This window comes from Rhodococcus olei, assembly GCF_039540555.1.
Classification (GTDB): domain Bacteria; phylum Actinomycetota; class Actinomycetes; order Mycobacteriales; family Mycobacteriaceae; genus Rhodococcus_G; species Rhodococcus_G olei.
In genome coordinates, this window is record NZ_BAABFB010000017.1 from 77,748 (window position 1) to 98,015 (window position 20,268).

At 72.7% G+C, this 20,268-nt stretch carries 23 protein-coding genes; 16 read left to right on the forward strand and 7 right to left on the reverse strand.

The annotated features are described in order from the left end of the window. Positions 1-118 precede the first annotated feature (118 nt). The 6 genes from mihF to ABD951_RS02715 all read left to right on the forward strand — a co-directional run bounded on the left by mihF (position 119) and on the right by ABD951_RS02715 (position 6,220). Positions 119-439, forward strand: coding sequence for an integration host factor, actinobacterial type (gene mihF, locus ABD951_RS02690; protein WP_142101778.1), 321 nt, complete (start codon positions 119-121; stop codon positions 437-439). 92 nt (positions 440-531) lie between these two features. After that, positions 532-1,080, forward strand: coding sequence for a guanylate kinase (gene gmk, locus ABD951_RS02695; RefSeq protein ID WP_345342013.1), 549 nt, complete (start codon positions 532-534; stop codon positions 1,078-1,080). A 62-nt stretch (positions 1,081-1,142) separates the two neighbouring features. Further along, entirely contained in the window at positions 1,143-1,439 is a 297-nt protein-coding gene (rpoZ, locus tag ABD951_RS02700; protein ID WP_050066003.1) for a DNA-directed RNA polymerase subunit omega, read from the forward strand. Positions 1,440-1,482: 43 nt separating this feature from the next. Then, a complete protein-coding gene (gene coaBC, locus ABD951_RS02705; RefSeq protein ID WP_425569757.1) occupies positions 1,483-2,757 on the forward strand; it encodes a bifunctional phosphopantothenoylcysteine decarboxylase/phosphopantothenate--cysteine ligase CoaBC in 1,275 nt (424 codons plus the stop codon). A 157-nt stretch (positions 2,758-2,914) separates the two neighbouring features. Beyond that, on the forward strand, positions 2,915-4,129 hold the full coding sequence (gene metK / locus ABD951_RS02710; RefSeq protein ID WP_345341864.1) for a methionine adenosyltransferase: 1,215 nt from the start codon (positions 2,915-2,917) through the stop codon (positions 4,127-4,129). Between the two features lie 72 nt (positions 4,130-4,201). Next, a complete protein-coding gene (locus ABD951_RS02715; protein ID WP_345341866.1) occupies positions 4,202-6,220 on the forward strand; it encodes a primosomal protein N' in 2,019 nt (672 codons plus the stop codon). Here ABD951_RS02715 and ABD951_RS02720 read toward each other — a convergent pair. After that, positions 6,217-7,599, reverse strand: a complete 1,383-nt coding sequence (locus ABD951_RS02720; RefSeq protein ID WP_345341868.1) for a flavin monoamine oxidase family protein — start codon at positions 7,597-7,599, stop codon at positions 6,217-6,219. The two genes, ABD951_RS02715 and ABD951_RS02720, sit on opposite strands and share 4 nt — an antisense overlap. Before the next feature lie 63 nt (positions 7,600-7,662). Between ABD951_RS02720 and ABD951_RS02725 the strand changes: the two genes are divergently transcribed. Both ABD951_RS02725 and ABD951_RS02730 read left to right on the forward strand, forming a co-directional pair. Beyond that, the gene (locus ABD951_RS02725; RefSeq protein ID WP_345341870.1) at positions 7,663-8,262 is read left to right on the forward strand and encodes a TetR/AcrR family transcriptional regulator; all 600 of its coding nucleotides are present in this window, start codon (positions 7,663-7,665) and stop codon (positions 8,260-8,262) included. Between the two features lie 105 nt (positions 8,263-8,367). Further along, on the forward strand, positions 8,368-10,080 hold the full coding sequence (locus ABD951_RS02730) for an alpha/beta hydrolase (protein WP_345341872.1): 1,713 nt from the start codon (positions 8,368-8,370) through the stop codon (positions 10,078-10,080). 36 nt (positions 10,081-10,116) lie between these two features. On the opposite strand, the gene ABD951_RS02735 is transcribed toward ABD951_RS02730, so the two are convergent. From ABD951_RS02735 to ABD951_RS02750, 4 genes are all read right to left on the reverse strand, one after another. Then, on the reverse strand, positions 10,117-10,755 hold the full coding sequence (locus ABD951_RS02735; RefSeq protein ID WP_345341874.1) for an ATP-dependent Clp protease proteolytic subunit: 639 nt from the start codon (positions 10,753-10,755) through the stop codon (positions 10,117-10,119). Beyond that, positions 10,752-11,030 carry a helix-turn-helix domain-containing protein gene (locus ABD951_RS02740; protein WP_345341876.1) on the reverse strand — a complete coding sequence of 93 codons (279 nt, stop codon included), beginning with the start codon at positions 11,028-11,030 and terminating at the stop codon, positions 10,752-10,754. The genes ABD951_RS02735 and ABD951_RS02740 overlap by 4 nt, the downstream gene beginning before the upstream one ends. A 72-nt stretch (positions 11,031-11,102) precedes the next feature. Next, positions 11,103-11,894, reverse strand: coding sequence for an ABC transporter ATP-binding protein (locus tag ABD951_RS02745; RefSeq protein ID WP_345341879.1), 792 nt, complete (start codon positions 11,892-11,894; stop codon positions 11,103-11,105). Further along, positions 11,891-12,574 carry a FadR/GntR family transcriptional regulator gene (locus ABD951_RS02750; RefSeq protein WP_345341881.1) on the reverse strand — a complete coding sequence of 228 codons (684 nt, stop codon included), beginning with the start codon at positions 12,572-12,574 and terminating at the stop codon, positions 11,891-11,893. The genes ABD951_RS02745 and ABD951_RS02750 overlap by 4 nt, the downstream gene beginning before the upstream one ends. Before the next feature lie 147 nt (positions 12,575-12,721). Between ABD951_RS02750 and ABD951_RS02755 the strand changes: the two genes are divergently transcribed. Beyond that, positions 12,722-13,366 carry a PadR family transcriptional regulator gene (locus ABD951_RS02755; RefSeq protein ID WP_345341883.1) on the forward strand — a complete coding sequence of 215 codons (645 nt, stop codon included), beginning with the start codon at positions 12,722-12,724 and terminating at the stop codon, positions 13,364-13,366. Between the two features lie 226 nt (positions 13,367-13,592). Next, a complete protein-coding gene (locus tag ABD951_RS02760; protein WP_425569760.1) occupies positions 13,593-14,516 on the forward strand; it encodes an esterase/lipase family protein in 924 nt (307 codons plus the stop codon). A gap of 10 nt (positions 14,517-14,526) precedes the next feature. Here the strand turns inward: ABD951_RS02760 and ABD951_RS02765 are convergent, their stop codons facing one another. Further along, the gene (locus tag ABD951_RS02765) at positions 14,527-14,733 is read right to left on the reverse strand and encodes a hypothetical protein (protein WP_345341885.1); all 207 of its coding nucleotides are present in this window, start codon (positions 14,731-14,733) and stop codon (positions 14,527-14,529) included. A 275-nt stretch (positions 14,734-15,008) separates the two neighbouring features. Here ABD951_RS02765 and def point away from each other — a divergent pair, with 275 nt between their 5' ends. From def to ABD951_RS02780, 3 genes are read left to right on the forward strand one after another with little or no spacing between them, the layout of a single operon-like run. Continuing rightward, complete coding sequence (gene def / locus ABD951_RS02770; protein ID WP_345341887.1) at positions 15,009-15,527, forward strand: peptide deformylase; 519 nt, start codon at positions 15,009-15,011, stop codon at positions 15,525-15,527. A gap of 1 nt (position 15,528) precedes the next feature. Then, positions 15,529-16,467 carry a methionyl-tRNA formyltransferase gene (gene fmt / locus ABD951_RS02775; RefSeq protein WP_345341889.1) on the forward strand — a complete coding sequence of 313 codons (939 nt, stop codon included), beginning with the start codon at positions 15,529-15,531 and terminating at the stop codon, positions 16,465-16,467. Next, complete coding sequence (locus tag ABD951_RS02780) at positions 16,464-17,945, forward strand: RsmB/NOP family class I SAM-dependent RNA methyltransferase (RefSeq protein ID WP_345341891.1); 1,482 nt, start codon at positions 16,464-16,466, stop codon at positions 17,943-17,945. The genes fmt and ABD951_RS02780 overlap by 4 nt, the downstream gene beginning before the upstream one ends. 39 nt (positions 17,946-17,984) lie before the next feature. On the opposite strand, the gene ABD951_RS02785 is transcribed toward ABD951_RS02780, so the two are convergent. After that, positions 17,985-18,332 carry a YidH family protein gene (locus ABD951_RS02785; protein WP_345341893.1) on the reverse strand — a complete coding sequence of 116 codons (348 nt, stop codon included), beginning with the start codon at positions 18,330-18,332 and terminating at the stop codon, positions 17,985-17,987. 101 nt (positions 18,333-18,433) lie between these two features. On the opposite strand from ABD951_RS02785, the gene ABD951_RS02790 reads away from it, so the two are divergent. The 3 genes from ABD951_RS02790 (at position 18,434) to rpe (ending at position 20,268) form a co-directional block, all read left to right on the forward strand. Beyond that, positions 18,434-19,114 carry a hypothetical protein gene (locus ABD951_RS02790; RefSeq protein ID WP_345341895.1) on the forward strand — a complete coding sequence of 227 codons (681 nt, stop codon included), beginning with the start codon at positions 18,434-18,436 and terminating at the stop codon, positions 19,112-19,114. A 103-nt stretch (positions 19,115-19,217) separates the two neighbouring features. Further along, on the forward strand, positions 19,218-19,574 hold the full coding sequence (locus ABD951_RS02795) for an MmcQ/YjbR family DNA-binding protein (RefSeq protein ID WP_345341897.1): 357 nt from the start codon (positions 19,218-19,220) through the stop codon (positions 19,572-19,574). Positions 19,575-19,584: 10 nt separating this feature from the next. After that, positions 19,585-20,268 (forward strand): ribulose-phosphate 3-epimerase, encoded by a 684-nt coding sequence (gene rpe / locus ABD951_RS02800; RefSeq protein ID WP_345341899.1) that lies wholly within the window; start codon positions 19,585-19,587, stop codon positions 20,266-20,268.

A 20,268-nucleotide genomic window follows, 5' to 3' on the forward strand; every position in this document is an offset into this window, starting at 1 on the left:
GGATTTGCCGCCGCAGTTCGGGGGTGGGTTAGCAATCGGCGCCCGGCGTGAGTACGGTCGCTATCGCCCCTGGTTATCCGGGGGTTGTAGACATTGCACACGACGAGACGGAGGAACCGTGGCCCTTCCCCAGTTGACCGATGAGCAGCGCGCTGCTGCTTTGGAGAAGGCGGCTGCCGCCCGCAAGGCCCGGGCTGAGCTCAAGGAGCGCCTCAAGCGCGGCGGCACCGACCTCAAGCAGGTCCTCAAGGATGCCGAAGAGGACGAGATCCTCGGCAAGATGAAGGTCTCGGCGCTGCTCGAGGCCCTGCCCAAGGTGGGCAAGGTCAAGGCGCAGGAGATCATGACCGAGCTGGAGATCGCCCCGACCCGCCGCCTGCGCGGCCTCGGCGACCGCCAGCGCAAGGCCCTGCTGACCAGGTTCGATTTCGAGGCCTGAGATCACAGGTGGCTGACGCACGCAACGTGTCAGACCGCGAGACCGACCCGGCCGTCCAGGCCGGGAGCGACGCAGTGCGGAGGGGCCGGCTGGTGGTACTGGCCGGCCCCTCCGCCGTCGGGAAGTCCAGCGTGGTGCGCAAACTGCACGACCGACTGCCCGACCTGGTCTTCAGCGTGTCTGCGACGACGAGAGCCCCCAGGCCGGGTGAGGTGGACGGACGCGACTACCGGTTCGTCTCCGCGGCCGAGTTCGACCGGATGATCGCCGACGGCGAGCTGCTCGAATGGGCGGAGATCCACGGCGGACTGCAGCGGTCCGGCACCCCGGCCGCACCGGTCCGGGCCGCGATGGCGGCCGGACACCCGGTCCTGGTCGAGGTCGACCTGGCCGGTGCCCGCGCGGTGCGGCAGGCGATGCCGGAGGCGGTGCTGGTGTTCATGGCGCCGCCGAGCTGGGAGGAACTGGTCTCGCGGCTGACCTCCCGCGGCACCGAATCCGACGACGCCGTCGCCCGACGACTCGAGACCGCACGGACCGAACTCGACGCCCAGGGCGAGTTCGACGAGGTCATCGTCAACCACGACGTCGACCTCGCCTGCGACGAGTTGGTATCCTTGTTGGTCGGCAACCCGAACTAACACCGCTTGTCGCTGCTACTCGATTCTCAACCGCTCGATTCTCAACCGTAGGAGACCTGCCAGTGAGCGCAACCACCGCAGTCGCGACCGATCGTCACGGCATCCCGGCGTACGACACCCCGCTGGGCATCACGAACCCGCCGATCGACGAGCTGCTCGAGCGCACCTCCTCGAAGTACGCGCTGGTGATCTACGCGGCCAAGCGGGCCCGCCAGATCAACGACTACTACAACCAGCTCGGCGACGGCATCCTCGAGTACGTCGGCCCGCTGGTCGAGCCGGGCCTGCAGGAGAAGCCGCTGTCGATCGCGATGCGCGAGATCCACTCCGACCTGCTCGAGCACACCGAGGGCGAGTGACCCGCTCCACCCCGACCCCGACCGGACGGATACTGTGACGTCCGTGACGGATTCGCATTCCGATACCGCCGGCTCACCGCGACGCATCGTCGTCGGGGTGAGCGGCGGTATCGCCGCTTTCAAGGCCTGTTCGATCATCCGCAGCTTCACCGAGGCGGGGCATCACGTCCGTGTGGTGCCGACCGACTCGGCGTTGGAGTTCGTCGGGCGGGCCACCTTCGAGGCGCTGTCCGGCAACCCGGTCCAGACCGGTGTGTTCGCCGACGTGCCGCAGGTTCCGCACGTGCGCCTCGGGCAGGAGGCCGACCTGGTCGTCATCGCGCCTGCCACCGCCGACCTGATGGCGCGGGCCGCGCACGGCCGCGCCGACGACCTGCTCACCGCGACCCTGCTGACCGCCCGCTGTCCGGTCCTGTTCGCCCCCGCGATGCACACCGAGATGTGGGAGCATCCCGCGACCGTCGCGAACGTCGCCACGCTGCGCTCCCGCGGCGTCGTCGTCATGGAACCGGCGTCCGGCAGGCTGACCGGCAAGGACACCGGCGCGGGCCGGCTGCCGGAACCCGACGAGATCGCCGGGCTGGCGAACCTGCTGATGGAACGCGCCGACGCGCTGCCCCGGGACCTCGACGGCCGTCGCATCGTCGTCTCGGCCGGCGGCACCCGCGAACCCCTCGACCCGGTCCGGTTCCTCGGCAACCGCAGCTCCGGCAAGCAGGGGTACGAGATCGCGCGGCTCGCCGCCCAGCGCGGCGCCCGGGTCACCCTGATCGCCGGCTACACCGCCGAATTGGCCGATCCGGCCGCCGTCGACGTGATCCGGGTCCGGACCGCACAGGAGATGAAGGAGGCGGTCGACAAGTCCGCGCACGGCGCCGACGCGGTCGTGATGGCCGCGGCCGTCGCCGACTTCCGGCCGGTCACCGTCGCCACCAGCAAGATCAAGAAGGGTGCCGGCGAGCCGGACACCATCCCGCTCACGCGCAACGACGACATCCTCGCCGGCCTCGTGCAGGCCCGCCGGGACGGCGGCCTGCCCGCCGCGACCCGCATCGTCGGGTTCGCCGCCGAGACCGGCGACGAGTACGGCGACGTGCTCACCCACGCCCGCGAGAAGTTCGCTCGCAAGGGGTGCGACCTGCTCGTCGTCAATGCGGTCGGGGAGGGCAAGGCGTTCGAGGTGGACAGCAACGACGGCTGGCTGCTCGCCGCGGACGGATCCGAGCACGCGCTCGCGCACGGGTCGAAGGCGCTGATGGCCAGCCGGGTGCTCGATGCGGTGACCGACCTGATCGCTCGGGCCGGGGCGGGGTCCTAGGGCGGGTCGCGGGTGCCGGTCACGCCGGAAACTCGTAGGGTGAAGTCGTGATCGGGCAACGGCCTTCGCGGCTGTCCGATTCGAATTGTTCGTATCAGACCGAGCAGACGCTAGGGTCGTGTCCGGTACACATCGTCAGTGGGTGAGAGGGAGTTCTGTGAGCAAGTCCGGTAGTCGGCTATTCACCAGTGAGTCCGTGACCGAGGGGCATCCGGACAAGATCTGTGACGCGATCAGCGACTCCGTGCTCGACGCGCTGCTCGCGCAGGATCCGCACAGCCGTGTCGCGGTGGAGACCCTCGTCACGACCGGCCAGGTCCACGTCGCCGGCGAGGTCACCACCTCCGCCTACGCGGACATCCCGAAGATCGTGCGGGACAAGGTCCTCGAGATCGGCTACGACTCGTCCGCGAAGGGGTTCGACGGCAACTCCTGCGGCGTGAACATCGCGATCGGTTCGCAGTCGCCGGAGATCGCCCAGGGTGTCGACCACTCGCACGAGGCCCGCGTCGAGGGCAGCGCCGACGACGAGATCGACCGGCAGGGCGCCGGTGACCAGGGCCTGATGTTCGGGTACGCCTGCACCGAGACCCCGGAGCTGATGCCGCTGCCGATCGCCCTGGCCCACCGGCTCTCGCGTCGGCTGACCGAGGTCCGCAAGACCGGGGTCCTGCCCTACCTGCGGCCCGACGGCAAGACCCAGGTGACGATCGAGTACGACGGCGACCGGCCGGTTCGTCTCGACACCGTCGTCGTGTCCACCCAGCACGCCGCCGACATCGATCTCGACAACCTGCTCACCCCGGACATCCGGGAGAAGGTTCTCGGCTCGGTGCTCACCGACCTCGCCAGCGAGACCCTCGACACCTCCGACGTGCGCCTGCTGGTCAACCCGACCGGCAAGTTCGTGCTCGGCGGACCGATGGGTGACGCCGGTCTGACCGGCCGCAAGATCATCGTCGACACCTACGGCGGCATGGCCCGTCACGGTGGCGGCGCGTTCTCCGGCAAGGACCCGTCGAAGGTCGACCGGTCGGCCGCGTACGCGATGCGCTGGGTCGCGAAGAACGCGATCGCGGCGGGTCTCGCGGACCGCATCGAGGTGCAGGTCGCGTACGCGATCGGCAAGGCCGCCCCAGTCGGCCTGTTCGTCGAGACGTTCGGCACCGAGAAGACCGACCCGGCCCGGATCCAGTCCGCGATCTCGGAGATCTTCGACCTGCGGCCCGGCGCGATCATCCGCGACCTGGACCTGCTGCGTCCGATCTACGCGCAGACCGCGGCGTACGGCCACTTCGGCCGCACCGACGTCGACCTGCCGTGGGAGCACACGGACCGCGCCGAGAAGCTGCGCGCGGCCGCCGGTCTGTAGGTAGATGCAGCGCGCGTCGAGCCGCCCACCGGAACCGGTGGGCGGCTCGCGTCATTCCGCCGGGTGGGCCGGGTGACGGCGGCCCGCGAGGCCGCCGCCGAGCTGCCGGTCGCGCGGGTCCTGCCGCTGTTGCCGCTCCCACACCTGGACCGGGAGTTCGACTACCTGATCCCGCGGGAACTGGACGAGCAGGCCCGGCCCGGCGTGCGGGTGCGGGTGCGGTTCGCCGGACGGCTCGTCGACGGGTACCTGCTGGCCCGCGCCGAATCCAGCACCCACACCGGCAAGCTCGGCTGGCTGGACCGGGTGGTGTCCGCCGAGCAGGTCCTGACGCCCGAACTCGTCGTGCTCGTCGACGCGGTCGCCGCCCGCTACGCGGGCACCCGCGCGGACGTCCTGCGCCTGGCGATCCCGCCCCGGCACGCCCGCGTCGAGGCCGAGCCGCCGCCGGTCCCGGCGGAGGCCCTCGCCGGCGAGATCGACCCGCAGCCGTGGGCGGCGTACCGGTACGGCGAGAGTTACCTGTCGGCGGTGACGGCCGGTCGCGGCCCACGCGCGGTGTGGCAGGCGCTGCCGGGCGAGGACTGGCCCCGCCGGCTCGCCGAGCTGGCTGCCGCGGTCGCACACCGGGGACGGTCGGCGGTCCTCGTCGTACCCGACCAGAAGGACCTCGACCGGGTCGCGCAGGCGTGCACCGACGTCCTCGGCGACGCCCTGGTGGCCCCGCTCGCCGCCGGTCTCGGGCCCGCGGTGCGGTACCGCCGGTGGTTGGCCGCCCTGCGCGGCACCGCGAAGGTGGTCGTCGGAACGCGCAGTGCCGTGTTCGCGCCGGTCCCCGACCTCGGGTTGATCGCGGTGTGGGACGACGGCGACGACCTGTACGCCGAGCCCCGGGCGCCGTACCCGCACGCCCGGGAGGTGGCGCTGCTGCGCGCCCACGCGACCGGATGCGCGGCCCTGGTCGGGGCCCACGCCCGCACCGTCGAGGCGCAGGCGCTGGTCGACTCGGGGTGGGCGAACGACCTGGTCGCGGAGCGGGCGACGGTCCGGGAACGAGCCCCGCAGGTGACCGCGCTCGCCGACAGCGACCACGCCCTCGCCCGCGACCCCGGCGCCCGCGCGGCGCGGCTGCCTGCGATCGCGTTCGCCGCCGCGCGGGAGGCGCTGGCCGCCGGGGCCGGCGTCCTGGTGCAGGTTCCGCGCCGCGGGTACGTGCCGTCGCTGGCGTGCGGCAAGTGCCGTGCCCCCGCGCGGTGCCGGCGCTGCAACGGTCCGCTCGCGTTGCCGTCCGCGGCCGGGCCGGACGGTGCCGGGACACCCGCCTGCCGCTGGTGCGGTGTCGCGGACGCGACCCACCGGTGCGGGGTGTGCGGGTCCCGGCAACTGCGGGCGGTGGTCGTCGGTGCGGGCCGCACCGCCGAGGAGCTCGGCCGGGCGTTCCCGAGCTTCCCGGTGCGCACCTCCGGCGGCGGCGAGGTCCTGACGACCGTGAAACCCGGTGCGGCCCTTGTGGTGTCGACCGTCGGTGCGGAACCGGTGATGCCCGGCGGTTACGGCGCCGCGCTGCTGCTCGACGGCTGGGCGCTGCTCGGCCGCGCCGACCTGCGGGCCGAGGAGGAGACGCTGCGGCGGTGGATGACCGCCGGCGCGCTGGTGCGCCCGGCGACGGACGGCGGGCGGGTCGTCGTGGTCGCGGAGTCGTCGATTCCGGTCGTGCAGTCGCTGGTGCGCTGGGACCCGGTCGGGGCGGCGCGAGCCCAGCTCGAGCAGCGCGCCGAGGTCCGGTTCCCGCCGACCGTGCACATGGCCGCGGTCGACGGCGACCACGCCGCGATCGAGTCCCTGCTCGCCGCCGCCCAGCTGCCCGGCGACGTCGAGCTCCTCGGCCCGGTGCCGCTGCCTCCGGGGGAACGGCCTCCGTCCGCGGGTGAGGGCGTCGAATCCGGCGAGGTCGAGCGCATGCTGCTGCGGGCACCGCGGGCGGCCGGGGGAGCGCTCGCGCGGGCGCTCGCCGCCGCACAGGCCGTGCGCAGCGCCCGACGCGAGCCCGGGACGGTGCGGATCCAGATCGACCCGCTCCGGATCGGCTAGCCTGCGGCCGAGCGGGTCGCCGGGCGCTCGGCCCGGTGCACCTCCCGCGCGGCGCGGTGGCCGGACTCCACGGCGCCGTCGATGTAGCCGCACCATCGGGTGGCGGTCTCACTCCCGGCCCAGTGCAGCGGCCCGACCGGCGCGCGCAGGGCCGCGCCGAACCGCGTGCAGGCGCGCGGCGTCATGAACGCGCCGTACCCGCCGCGGGAGAACTCCTCTGCGGCCCAGTCCTTTTCGATGAAGTCGATCGGGTGGGCCGCGGCCGGCCCGAAGTAGGCCACCAGGTCGTCGAGCAGGGCCGCGCGGCGGTCGGCGGGCGTGCGGCGCGCGGCCTCGTCGGCGTGGGTGCCCTCCAGGAAGCCGACCAGCACACCGTGCGATCCCGACGGCGGGGTGTTGTCGAACACGAGTCCGAACGCACGCCGATCGCTGGTGACCTGTCCGCTGAGCCCCTCGGACCGCCAGAACGGCTCGTCGTAGACGACGTTGATCTTGATCACCCGGCCCATCGGCATGCGCTGGAGGAGTTGGTCGCGATCGGCGGGCAGTCCGGGGGTGTAGCGGATCCGGGCGGCGAGCGGGGGTGGCACCGCGACCACGACCCGCCGCGCGGCGACGACGGTGCCGCCGGCCGTGTGCAGGCGTGCGCCCGACTCGTCCCAGTCGATCGTGGTCACCGGTGAGTCGAGCGCCACCCGGTCCCCGAGTTCGGCGGCCAGCGCGAGGGGCAGGGCCTGGGTGCCGCCGACCACCCGATCCTGCTGGGCGCCGCCGCGCGTGTTGATCAGCGGATCCAGGCCTCCGGCCGCCCCGATGTAGAACAGCGCCGACAGCGCGGACAGGTCCTCCGGGTCGGCCGAGAAGACCGCCTGGGAGAGGAACCGGATGAACGAGCGGCCGGCGCGGGTGTGCACCCGCCGCCCGAGCCAGGTGCCGAACGTCTGGCCGTCGAGGCCGGCGGCGCCGGGGGTGGACCAGGGCGCGTCCACCACGATCCGGAGCGCGGCGCGGTCGATGCGGTACTGCGCCTGCGCGATGTCGGCGAGCGCGATCGGATTCAGCTTCGGGACGCGGCCCGTGTACGTGGTGCTGGTGCCCGCGAACTCGGCGATGTGCCGGCCGGTGTCGTGGGTGGGAAACGTGTCGAGTCCGAGTTCGGCGAGCAGTGCGAGCACCCGGTCCTGCCCGGGGCCCACCCACTGTCCGCCGACCTCGATCGGTCGGCCGTCCGGCAGCCGCTCGTTGAGCAGTCGTCCGCCGACCCGGTCCCGCGCCTCGAGCACGGTCACGTCGTGCCCGTCGCGCACCAGGTCGCGGGCCGCGACCAGGCCGGCCACGCCGGCTCCGACGATCGCCACGTCCACCTCGGTGTGATTCATCTCGTCCACTCCTCTCATGCGTGGTGCATGTCACATACAGTCTGTATGTGTTATACAAGGTGCATGGCGAATGTCAAGGTCGGGCGGCGCGCGCAGTACGCGGAGAGCACCCGTCGGGCGCTGCTCGACGCCGGTGTCGCGCTGTTCGTCGAGCGCGGCTACGGGACGGTGTCGGCGGAGGAGCTGGTCGCGACCGCCGGGCTCACCCGGGGTGCGCTGTACCACCATTTCGACGGCAAGCAGGGCCTGTTCGAGGCCGTGTTCGAGGAGCAGGAGGAACGCGCGGCGCAACGGGTGGTCGCCGCGATGGCCGCGCACCAGGACGTGTGGCGGCGACACTCGGCCGGCCTCGACGCGTTCCTGGCGATCTGTGCCGAGCCCGACTACCGCGAGATCGTGTTGCTGCAGGGTCCGGTGGCGCTCGGGTGGGACAGGTGGCGCGAGCTGGATCGGCGGCACCTGGGCGGACTGGTTCTCGACGACGTGCGGGCCCTGCGCGAGTCCGGGGCGATCCGCCCACACCCCGACGAGCTCGTCGCCGCGGCCGTCTTCGGTGCGATCACCGAGATCTCCCTCGCCGCGGTGCGCGCGGCCGATCCCGCGCTCGCGCGCGAGCAGGCGGCCCGGGTGATCCTCGAGTTGCTGTCCGGGCTGCGACCGTGACCGAACGCCGCGCGCATCGGACGCCGGGATCGGTTCCCGTGCCGACGGATCCACCGCCGAACGGTTGACCGCCGGACCCGCGCCCGACCCCCTACTGTGTCATCCATGACGGCAGTCCTCGAGCGCGACGACCCGAGCGCCCCGACCCCGACCACGACGGACACCAGGCGGCTGCGAGTACGGCTGCGGGGCTACGCCCGTCGGCTCCACCCCGTGGGGCTCGCGACGGCGCTCCTGTTCTTCACCTGGTCGATGAGTCCCTCTCTGCTCCCGCGGGTCTGGTACCTGCAGGGAGTCGCGACCGGGATCTCGGTCGCGCTGGGCTACGGCCTCGGCTGTGCCGGTGCCTGGCTGGTCCGCTCGTGTGGCGTCACGCCGCGTTGGTCGGCCCGCACCCGGCGGATCGGCTGGTGGCTGCTGGGGGTCGCGGCCGCCGTCCTGGTGCCGGTGTTCCTGGTGCTCGGGGCGGTGTGGCAGAACCACATTCGCGATCTGGTGTCGGTCGAGCAGACCAATGAGGCGAACGTGCTGCTGGTGTTCGCCATCGCGGTTGCGGTGTGGTTCGTCCTCCTCGCGGCGGCGCGCGGCATCCGGTCCGGCACCCGCCGCGTCAGCGCGTTCGTGGGCCGGTTCGTGCCCCGGCCCGCCGCGAACGTCACCGGGCTGGTGATCGCGGTGGTGCTCGGCGTGCTGCTCGTCAACGGCGCCCTCTACAACGGGCTCGTCGCGTTCGCGAACTGGACCTTCTCGGGTGCGGACCACGACACGGCGCCCGGCGTGGTGGCGCCGACCGCGCCCGAGCGCAGCGGATCTCCGGCGTCCGCGCAGGCCTGGGACACGCTCGGGAAGGAGGGGCGGACGTTCGTCGGAATGGGGCCCGACGCCGCCGCGATCACCGCGGTGACCGGCCGCCCGGCGATCGAGCCGATTCGCGTCTACGCCGGCCGCGAGGCCGCCGACACCGTCGCCGGCGTCGCGGACGAGGTGGTCGCGGAACTGGATCGCACCCACGCGTGGGAGCGCAAGGTGCTCGCCGTCAACACGACGACCGGCCGCGGGTGGGTGAACCAGGACGTCGCCTCCTCGTTGGAGTACCTCGAGGGCGGTGACACCGCGATCGCGTCGATGCAGTACTCGTTCCTGCCGAGTCCGCTGGCCTTCATCGCCGATCGCGAGACCCCGCAGGTCGCGGGCCGGGCGTTGTTCAACGCGGTCTTCGCCCGCTGGATCGACCTGCCGACCGACAGCCGGCCGAAGCTGGTCGTGTTCGGCGAGAGCCTCGGCTCGTACGGCGGGCAGAACGCGTTCGCCGGCTACCAGGACATGGCCACCCGCGTCGACGGCGGCCTGTGGGTGGGGACTCCGAACTTCACGCCGCAGTGGCAGGAGGTGACGGCCGACCGGGACCCCGGATCGAGCGAGATCCGGCCCGTGGTCGACGCCGGCCGGTCCGTGCGGTTCGCGGCCGACCCGGTGGATCTCGATCTCGGCACCGAATGGGGCCCGCGCCGGATCGTGTACTGGCAGCACGCCAGCGACCCGATCGTGTGGTGGTCACCCTCGCTGCTGCTGAACGAACCCGACTGGCTCACCGAGCCGCGGGGCCGGGACGTCGACCCGGACATGCGGTGGCTGCCGCTGGTCACCTTCTGGCAGGTCACGCTCGACATGGTGTTCTCCGCCGACGTGCCCGCCGGGCACGGCCACGCCTACGGCCCGGAGGCCGCGCAGATGTGGGCGCAGATCCTGCCCACCGACGGCTGGACGCGGGCGGACACGGAACGGGTGCAGGCGGCGCTGACCGACACCGGTGAGTGACCGGGACCGGTGGCGCGGGGCGGGTGACGGCGCGGGTCAGGCCGGGTGCGCGCCGGTGACGGTGTCGATCAGGCCGTAGTCCCGCGCCTCGTCGGCGGTCAGGATGCGGTGTGCTCGCATGTCGGCGGCGACGTCGGACTCCGGGCGCCCGCAGGTGTCCGCGATCCGAGCCGTCAGCGTCCGCATCCGGTCGCGGTGCCGGGCCGCCTCCGCCTCGATCCCGACCCCGATGCACACGGCGTCGGGCTCGCACAGGTGGAAGAGGCTGTGCGGGGACGCGATCCGGTGTCGCGCGGGCACAAGGACGGCGAGGGCGCCGCCGGCCACCGTGCCGAGGCAGGTGACATGGATCTCGGCCCGCATCAGGTCGAGTGCGTCCAGGACGGTGAACGCGGTGTCGAGGTCGGCGGCGACGTCGGTCAGCCGGAGCCGGACGGGTTGGTCACCGGACGCGTCGAGCAGGGCGAGGGCGGCGACCGTGCGCCCCGACGCGTCCCGGTCGAGGTTCCCGGTCAGGGCGATGATGCGGTGGTCGAGGAGGCGGTCGGCCAGTGGGCCGGGCGCGGCGGCGACCTGCGTGGACATCGGGGCCGGGGCGGACGGCCGCGGCTCCGTGCGCCACGGGGTGCGCACCGGCGGGAACGGAGGAATCTGCGGGGGCGGCCAGATGGTCATGGGGACTCACCGGTTTCACTGATCGTGCTGTGCGGGCGGACGTGCCAGTCGACCGTGCGGTCCACCGCGGCCGCGTACCGCTCGAGGGTGGACAGCCGCGGGTCGAGGTCGCCACGTTCGAGCCGTGCGACCGCGGACTGCGACGTGCCCATGCGCGCCGCGATCGCGGTCTGGCTCAGGCCGTGTGCGCGGCGGGCCGCGCTCAGCTCGTCCATCAGGTCGCGGCGTCGCTGGTCGAGGCCCGGAGGCGGGGTGCGGCGAGACTCGGTCGACATGGCACCGAGGGTATCTCGAATATGAGATATCGGCTGGTGCGGGCGGCGGTGAGTGCCGTGGTGACGGTCCGGTCAGACGGGCATCGCCGTGCGGGCGCTCCACCGGCCGCCGTCGCGGGTGATCCGGATCGGGTGCGCGAAACACTCGCTGACGTTGTCGGTGGACAGCACCGACTCGGCCGCGCCCTGCGCGAGCACGCGACCGTCGCGGAGCAGGATCGCGTGGGTCGTGGACGCCGGGATCTCCTCGATGTGGTGGGTGACCAGCACACTCGCGAGCGTGGGATGGTCCCGGCGGACCTGGTCGAGCGCGATGAGCAGCTGCTCGCGCGCGGTCAGGTCGAGGCCGGTGGCCGGCTCGTCGAGCAGCAGCAGCCGTGGCTCGGGCATCAGCGCGCGGGCGATCAGGGCCCGGCCCCGCTCGCCCTGGGAGAGGGTGTCCCAGCGGGCCTCGGCGCGCGCGGTCATGCCGAACGCGTCGATCAGCGCCGCGGCCCGCTCCAGGTGTTCCGGGTCGGGCGTCCACCGCGGTGGCAGGTCGACCGTGCCCGGCTGTCCGGTCAGCACCACCTCCCGCACCCGCAGCGGGTAGTCCAGCGGGTGACGTGGGTTCACGTGGCCGATCGACGAGCGCAGCGCGCGCATGTCCACCCGGCCGAGGCGGTGCCCCAGCACCTCGACGGTGCCGGTCGTCGGGTGGGTGTGGGCGCCGAGCAGACCGAGCAGGGTGCTCTTGCCCGCGCCGTTGGGGCCCAGGAACACCCAGTGCTGGCCCGGCTCGATCGACACCGAGACGTCCGCGATCAGGGCCCGGCCGGAGCGCACCACCGACACCGAGTCGGTCCGCAGGATCGGCGCGCTCACCGGTCCGCCTCCGGGCGCAGCGCCGCGATCACCACGTCGATGTTCGCGGTGGTGGCCGCGATCGCGGCGTCGGAGTCCCCGGCCTCGACGGCGTGCAGCAGCGCGTCGTGTGCGGCGGAGGTGTCGGGCAGTTCTCTCTCGTGCCGCTCCAGTTCGACGAGCGCTGCGTGCAGCTGGGGGCGCACGGAGGCGAACAGCGACACCAGGATCGGGTTGCCCGACAGCGCCACGACCGCGGCGTGGAAATCCAGGTCGGCCGCGACGAACTCGGCGAGATCACCGCCCCGGCGGTGATCTCGCTCCCGGAGGGCCTCGCGCAGTGGGTCGAGCGCGTCGGGGCGGGCGCGCGCGGCGGCCAGACGCGCCGCCTCGACCTCGAGTGCGCGGCGGACCTCGAAGACCTCCAGCAGCCGGGCGCGGCGGAGCACGGTCTCGACGTCGGGGGCCGGAGCGGCCTCGGCGACGAACGTGCCGACGCCGTGACGCACGTCGAGCACCCCGTCGTGGACGAGCAACCGGATGGCCTCGCGCAACGAGGAGCGTCCGACGCCGAGTTCGGCCGCCAGATCGGCCTCCCGCGGCAGGCGCTGCCCGGCGGTCCAGGTGCCCGTCGCGATGCGGTCCCGCAGCAGCCTCTCGAGCTGGGGGACCAGCGGGCCGCGGCCCAGTGTCGCGTTCATCTCCACTCCCGTCGTCTCGGCGACCCTAGCAGAGATCAGACCTCAGATGTCTCGACGGTGGTGTCGTAGACCTATTGCCGATATATCGTTGAACTGTCATCGATTGGATCAGCCACAGGAGGCTGACGAGAGATCAGAGGAATTCGAATGGACAACCACCAGCGAGCACACGGACGCGGAGCGCGACGGCCCGGGCGGGTCGGGCGCGACCGCAGGCGGGAAGGATTCGGGCCGGACTTCGGGCCGGACCTCGGGCCGGGTCATCGGGGCGGGCCGCACCTCGGACGAGGTCGCGGGCGCGGGGGACGCGGGCGGCGCGGTGACGTCCGGGCCGCCGTCCTGCTGCTGCTCGGCGAGAACCCGATGCACGGCTACGAGCTGATCCAGCAGATCGCCGAGCGGAGCGACGGGGTCTGGCGGCCCAGCCCCGGCTCGATCTACCCGGCGCTCGCGCAACTCGAGGACGAGGGGCTGGTGCTGATCGAGAAGATCGCCGGCCGCAAGACCGCCCGCCTCACCGAGGCCGGAGCGGCCTACGTCGACGAACACCGCGACGAACTCGGCAACCCCTGGGACGAGGTCCGCGCCGCCGTCGGCAGGCCGGAACAGGAACTGCGGGCCCTGCTCACCCAGCTGACCGGTGCGGTCCGCCAGGTCGCGGCCGTGGGCACCCCGGAACAGGCCGCGGCCGCCGGTGAGGTGCTCACCTCCGCGCGACGGTCGATCTATCGGATACTCGCCGACGAGCCCATCGCCACCGACCGCGCGGACGACGCGAACAGGGCGGAGTGACAGAACACCGCGTGCGCGCCCGAATTTGCGCGATGATGGACGCCTGCGCACCGGAGAAATCGAAGAGGCGGGGATGGGGATCAGGAGGATCGCGCTGGTGGGGGCGGCATCGTTGACGCTGCTGGCCGGACCCGCCGCGGGCACCGTGGGAGCGGCGCCCGGTCCCGGTGGCGCCGGGTCGTCGACGGTCGCCACCGCCAGGGTGTCCCCGGTCGGCACCGCCAGGATGTCCACGGTCGGCACCGCCTCCGTCGCCGAGACGCCGATGCTGCCCGGCCCGCCGCAGGCCACCCATGCGGCCGCCGCCGACTACGGCGACGCCCACCCGGGCAGCGTCCCGCCCGGTGCCAACGACTTCACCTGCCGGCCGACCGCGGACCACCCGAACCCGGTGGTGCTCGCGCACGGCAGTGACTCCAACGCGTACTCCGACTGGGCCGACCTCGCACCGCGGCTGAAGGCCGCCGCATACTGCGTCTTCGCGGTGAACTACGGCGGCACACCGGGATCGACGACGTTCGGCACCGAGGACATGTACCTCAGCGCCGGTCAGATCGCGGATTTCGTGCATCGGGTCCGCGCCGGGACCGGCGCGGCGAAGGTGGACCTCGTCGGCTTCTCACAGGGTGCGACGGTGACCCGGTACTTCGTCAACAAGCTCGGCGGCGCGGCCGTCGTGGACCGGTGGGTGGGGGTGGCCTCGCCGAGCTACGGCGGAATCTTCTACGGGCTGGTCCCGGCCGCCGACGCGGTGCCCGGGGGTCGGGACGTGGTGAGTCTGTTCACGACGACCGCGGTGGCCCAACAGGCCCAGGGCTCGGACTTCCTCGCCGACCTCAACGGCGGCGGCGACACGGTCGCCGGGGTGCGGTACACGACGATCGGGACCCGATACGACGAGATGATCCAGCCCTGGACGAACGTCGCCCTGCACGGCCCGGGTGCGACGAACGTCCTGGTCCAGGACCGGTGCCCGCAGGACATGACCGGGCACATGAACATGGTCTACGACCCGTTCACCCTCGGGCTGGTGATGCAGGCCCTCGACCCGGGCACCACCGACCCGGACACCGGCGACGCGAACATCCCCGCCCCCGCGTGCACACCGGTGCCGCTCGGGACGGGGATGATCGGGATGGTCGGGCGCTGAGGCCCCGCGTCTACTCGGCGAGCTTGGTGAAGGCCTGGGCCCACAGGAAGAACTTGTTGGTGCCGAGGTCGCCGACCGTCTTGATGTTGAACGCCGCGGCGAGCTTCTCGGCGTCGCCGTCGCTGACGCCCTGCAGCGCCGTGACCGGCGCCTTGGCGATCTCCTCGACGGACTTGCCCTCCCAGGCCTTGATCAGTTTGTTGTCGGTGCCGGCCATGCAAACCTCCAGGTGTGTGCGTGACTTCTCTCGGGCCGACGGCCGCGATTCGAGTCCCGCGCACCGCCGGTCGAACAACACGTGCCAGTCAACACCGGGACCCGGCCGAGGTGTGGGACCGCCGCGCCGTGTTCGCCGACGATTCACGCGGGCGGGTCCGGGCGGGGTGGCACGTCGGCTTCCCTAGACTGTTCGTGAACCGACAGACTGTTCGTGCACCGACCCGCGGCGACCGCGGGCACCCGCATTCACCCATCGAAAGCCGGAGCCGCCTCGTGACCATCCAGCCCGTTCGCCTGTTCGGCGATCCCGTCCTGCGGACCCGAGCGGACGAGGTGGTCACCTTCGACCGCGAGCTGGAGCAGCTGGTGGCCGACCTGACCGACACGATGCGCGACAGCGGCGGAGCCGGGATCGCGGCTCCGCAGATCGGGGTGTCGCTGCGGGTCTTCGCCTACGAGTGCGGCGGGATGGCCGGGCACCTGGTGAACCCGACGTACGAGGTCGTCGGAACCGAGGAGCAGATCGGCCCCGAGGGCTGCCTGTCCATTCCGGGTGTGCGTGCCGATATCGGGCGGGCGATGAACGTGCGGGTGCGCGGTGTGGACGTGCACGGCGAGCCGGTCGCGTTCGAGTGCGCCGAGATCATGGCCCGGTGCGTCCAGCACGAGACCGACCATCTCGACGGCGTGCTGTTCCTGTCCCGGATGGCGCCGGCCGACCGCAAGGAGGCGATGCGCACGATCCGGGAATCGGACTGGTTCGGCGCCGGTGTCGCCGCGGGAGGTCGCTGACATGCGGATCGTCTTCGCCGGCACCCCGGACCCCGCCGTGCCGTCCCTGGCCCGGCTGCTCGCCTCGCCGCGGCACGAGGTCGTCGCGGTGGTCACCCGCCCCGACGCCGTCGCGGGCCGCGGTCGCAAGGTCTCCCGCTCGCCCGTCGGCGCCCTGGCCGACGAACACCGCATCGAGGTGCTCACGCCCACTCGCGCGTCCGACCCCGACTTCCTGGCCCGGCTACGGGAGATCGCGCCGGACTGTGCCCCGGTGGTCGCGTACGGGGCGCTGCTGCCGCGTCCGGTGCTCGACGTGCCGAAACACGGCTGGGTGAACCTGCACTTCTCGCTGCTGCCCGCATGGCGCGGCGCGGCGCCGGTGCAGGCCGCGGTCGCCGCCGGCGACGACATGACCGGCGCCAGCGTCTTCCAACTCGAGGAGGGCCTCGACACCGGGCCGGTGTTCGGCGTCACCACGGAACGGGTCCAGGGCACGGACACCGCGGGCACCCTCCTCGGCAGGCTCGCCGACAGCGGGGCCGTGCTGCTCGAATCGGTGCTCGACGGCATCGAGGACGGCGCGCTGACCGCGGTGCCGCAGTCGCTCGACGGGATCTCGCATGCCCCGAAGGTCACCGTCGAGTCGGCGCGGATCCGCTGGGACCACCCGGCGCAGGTGATCGACCGGCTCGTTCGGTCGGTGACCCCCGCGCCCGGCGCGTGGACGCAGGTCGGGGACCTGCGCCTGAAGGTCGGGCCGGTCACCCCGGTCGGCGACGGCGTGCTGCCGGAGCCGCTCGAACCCGGACAGTTGCTGGTCCGCAAGGACGGCTGCTACGTCGGCACCGCGACCGCCGCGGTCCGGCTGAGTCAGGTTCAGCCCCAGGGGAAGAAACTCATGGCGGCAGCAGACTGGGCGCGCGGGGCGCGCCTCGACCACGAGGTGCGTGCACAGTGACCGAGTCCCGTCGACCCTCGCGCGGCCACCGTGGCGGCCCGCGTCCGGATGCGGGTACCGCCCGCGCCGGTGCCGCAGGCCGAGACTCCAAGCGGCCCAACACCCGCCCGCGGCAACCGAAGCGGCCCGACGGCGCCGGCGTCGACCGGGCCCGGCTCGCGGCCCGTGACGTGCTGCGCGCGGTCCGCGAGCGCGACGCCTACGCGAACCTGGTCCTGCCCGCCCTGCTGCGCGAACGCGGCCTCGACGGCCGCGACGCCGCGTTGGCCACGGAACTCACCTACGGCGCGTGCCGCGCGCAGGGACTGCTCGACGCGGTGATCGCCTCCGGTGCGGGCCGGCCCGTCGACGAGATCGACGGCCCGCTCCTCGACGTGCTGCGCCTGGGTGCCTACCAGTTGCTGCGGACCAGGATCTCGCCGCACGCCGCGGTGGACACCTCCGTCGACCTGGTGCGCACCGAATTCGGTGGGGGCCGAGCGGGATTCGTCAACGCGGTACTGCGTCGTGTTGCCGAGCGGACCGAGGACGAGTGGGTTGCCGAACTCGCCCCCGACGCCTCCCGCGACCCGATCGGGCACCTCGCGTTCCGATACGCGCACCCGCTCTGGATCGCGCAGGCGTTCGCGGACGCCCTCGGCGCAGGCGCCGGGGAACTCGAACAGGTCCTCGCCGCGGACGACGCCCGCCCGGCGGTGCATCTGGTCGCGCGTCCGGGGGAGATCTCCGCGGAGGAACTCGCGCTGATCACCGGCGGCGAGGTCGGCCCGTACTCGCCGTACGCGGTGCACCTCGACGGCGGCGACCCCGGCAAACTCGACGCCGTCCGCGAGGGGCTCGCCGCGGTGCAGGACGAGGGCAGCCAGCTCGTCGCCCGCGCGCTGACCCTGGCCCCCGTCACCGGCGCCGACGGCGGCCGCTGGCTCGACCTGTGCGCCGGACCCGGCGGCAAGGCGGCACTGCTCGGCGCGCTCGCCGACATCGAGGGCGCCCGCGTCGACGCCGTCGAACCCGCCGCGCATCGCGCCGACCTGGTCCGCAAGACCACCCGCGGCCTGCCCGTCGACGTGCATGTCGCCGACGGCCGCGACCCCGGACTGGAACCCGGCTTCGACCGGATCCTCGTCGACGCCCCCTGCACCGGGCTCGGTGCGTTGCGGCGCCGCCCCGAGGCGCGGTGGCGCCGCCGGCCCGAGGACGTCACCGGGCTCGTCGCGCTGCAACGGGAACTGCTCGCCTCCGCGATCTCCCTGCTCCGGCCCGGTGGGGTCGTGCTGTACTCGACCTGCTCGCCGCACCTGTCGGAGACCGTCGCCGTCGTCGCGGACGCGGTGCGCAGGCACGGCGTCCAGCCCCTCGACACCCGCGAATTCGTGCCCGGCGTCCCGGACCTCGGCGACGGACCCGGGGTGCAGCTGTGGCCGCACCGGCACGGCACCGACGCGATGTTCATGGCGGCGCTGCGCAAGCCGGACTGACCTCGCGCCGCGAGCGGTCAGACCAGCAGCCGCGAGCGGTCAGACCAGCACCAGAACGGCGAGCAGGGCGAGCACGGTCACGACGCTGGCGGCCGCGATCGCACCGAAGGACGCGGGGGCGTACACCCCCGCGTCGAGCAGCCTGCCGATCGTTCGGTACCGGTAGGTCCCGTACGCGGAGACGAGGACGCCCGCGGCGACCAGGATCAGCCCGGCGGCCACCGCGTGGCCACCCCGATCGGGGGCGAACTTCGCGACCGCCACACCGAGTGCCGCCACGCTGATCCCGGTGCGGTGCCACGCCAGGTAGGTGCGTTCGTTGGCGAGGTGGTCGCGAGCGACGCTGCCGGCGTTCGGCCGCGCGTCGCCGTGGATGTCGCGCTTCATGGCTGCCTCCCGTCCACGCCCTTCCATCATCCGACGGCGACCGTCGCGTCGTCTGCACGTTTCGGTGGATGCGAAGCCCCGGCGTGGGTCATCATCGAGGTATGTCCGACCGACGGGGCGCACCGCGCCTGCGTCCGCTGACGACGCCGAGAGCCGCGGCCGTCGCCGGCATCGTGTTCGCGGTGCTGTTCGGGACCAGCCTGGTGTTGTTGCGGGTGTCGTTGCCGGACAATCCGTTCGCGCCGTGGCGCGGCCAGTCGCGCATCACCACGGCCCTGGTCCTGGCGCCGCTGGCGGGGATCGCGTTCCTGTGGTTCGTCGGCGTGGTCCGGGACCGGCTCGGTGATCTCGAGGACCGGTTCTTCGCGACCGTGGTCCTGGGCAGCGGCCTGCTGTTCCTCGCGTTGTTCTTCGCGTCGTCGGCGACGGCGGGCGCGGTGCTGGCCTATTCCCGGCACATCGACACGGATACGGACCCGGTGGTGTCGTTCGGTCGCGAGGTGATGCTGCAGATCGGCAACGTGTACGCCGTCCGCATGGCGGCGGTGTTCATGATCTCGCTCGCGACGATCTGGTGGCGTACCGGCGTCATGCCGCGGGTGATGGTGGCCGTCACGTATCTGGTCGCCCTCGCCCTGCTGCTGGTCGTCAGTCTCAGCCTGTGGGCCACCCTGGCGTTCCCGACGTGGGTCCTGCTGATCAGCACCTACATCCTCGTCGTCGGACCGATCGAGGCGGGGCCGGAGACGTCACCCGGCACCGGGCCGCCCGAACGACGATGACGACCGGTGGGTGGTGCCGGGGAGGCCGACCGCAGCGGACGGGTCGGTACCGGCTTCCCGTTCGTCCAAGGCGGACTTGGACGGGTCGGCGCACACTCGACTCGTGCACACCTGGAAGGACGTCGTCGCGGTCGCGAGCCGGCTGCCGGAAGTCGAGGAATCGACCTGGTACCGGACCCCCGCGCTGAAGGTCGCGGGAAAGGGCTTCGCGAGGCTGCGCACGGAGGCGGAGGGCGGGCTGGTGCTGATGTGCGGGCTCGACGAGAAGCAGGCTCTGCTCGCGTCGGGTGACCCGGCCTTCTACACGACCCCGCACTACGACGGACACGGTGCGATCCTGGTGGACCTCGAGCGGGTCGAGCGCGACCAGCTCGCCGAACTGCTGACCGAGTCGTGGCGCCGGAAGGCACCGAAGCGACTGCAGGCCAGCCTCGGTCGGGGCACCTCGGGCACCCTCTAAACTCGCGGGTGTGGCTCACCCGATGATCGCTCCGTCCATTCTGTCCGCCGATTTCGCTCGACTCGCCGACGAGGCCGCCGCCGTGGCCGGCTCCGACTGGCTGCACGTGGACGTGATGGACGCGCACTTCGTTCCGAACCTGACACTGGGGCTGCCGGTCGTGGAGTCGCTGCTGAAGGCGACCGACATCCCGCTCGACTGCCACCTGATGATCGAGAACCCGGGTCGCTGGGCGCCGCCGTACGCGGAGGCAGGCGCGTACAACGTCACGATCCACGCGGAGGCGACCGACGACCCGATCTCCGTCGCGCGCGACATCCGCGCGGCCGGCGCGAAGGCGGGCCTGTCGGTCAAGCCGGGCACCCCGATCGAGCCGTATCTCGAGATCCTGAAGGAGTTCGACACGCTGCTCGTGATGAGCGTGGAGCCCGGCTTCGGCGGCCAGTCCTTCATCCCGGACGTGCTCAGCAAGGCGCGCGCCGTCCGCAAGCTCGTCGACTCCGGTGAGCTGACCCTGATCGTCGAGATCGACGGCGGCATCAACACCGACACCGTCGAGGCCGCCGCCGAGGCCGGCGTCGACTGCTTCGTCGCCGGCTCCGCCGTCTACGGTGCCGCCGACCCCGCCGAGGCGGTGCGCAAGCTCCGCGCGCAGGCCGCGGCGGTGTCGCCGCACCTGACCCTGGCCGTGTGA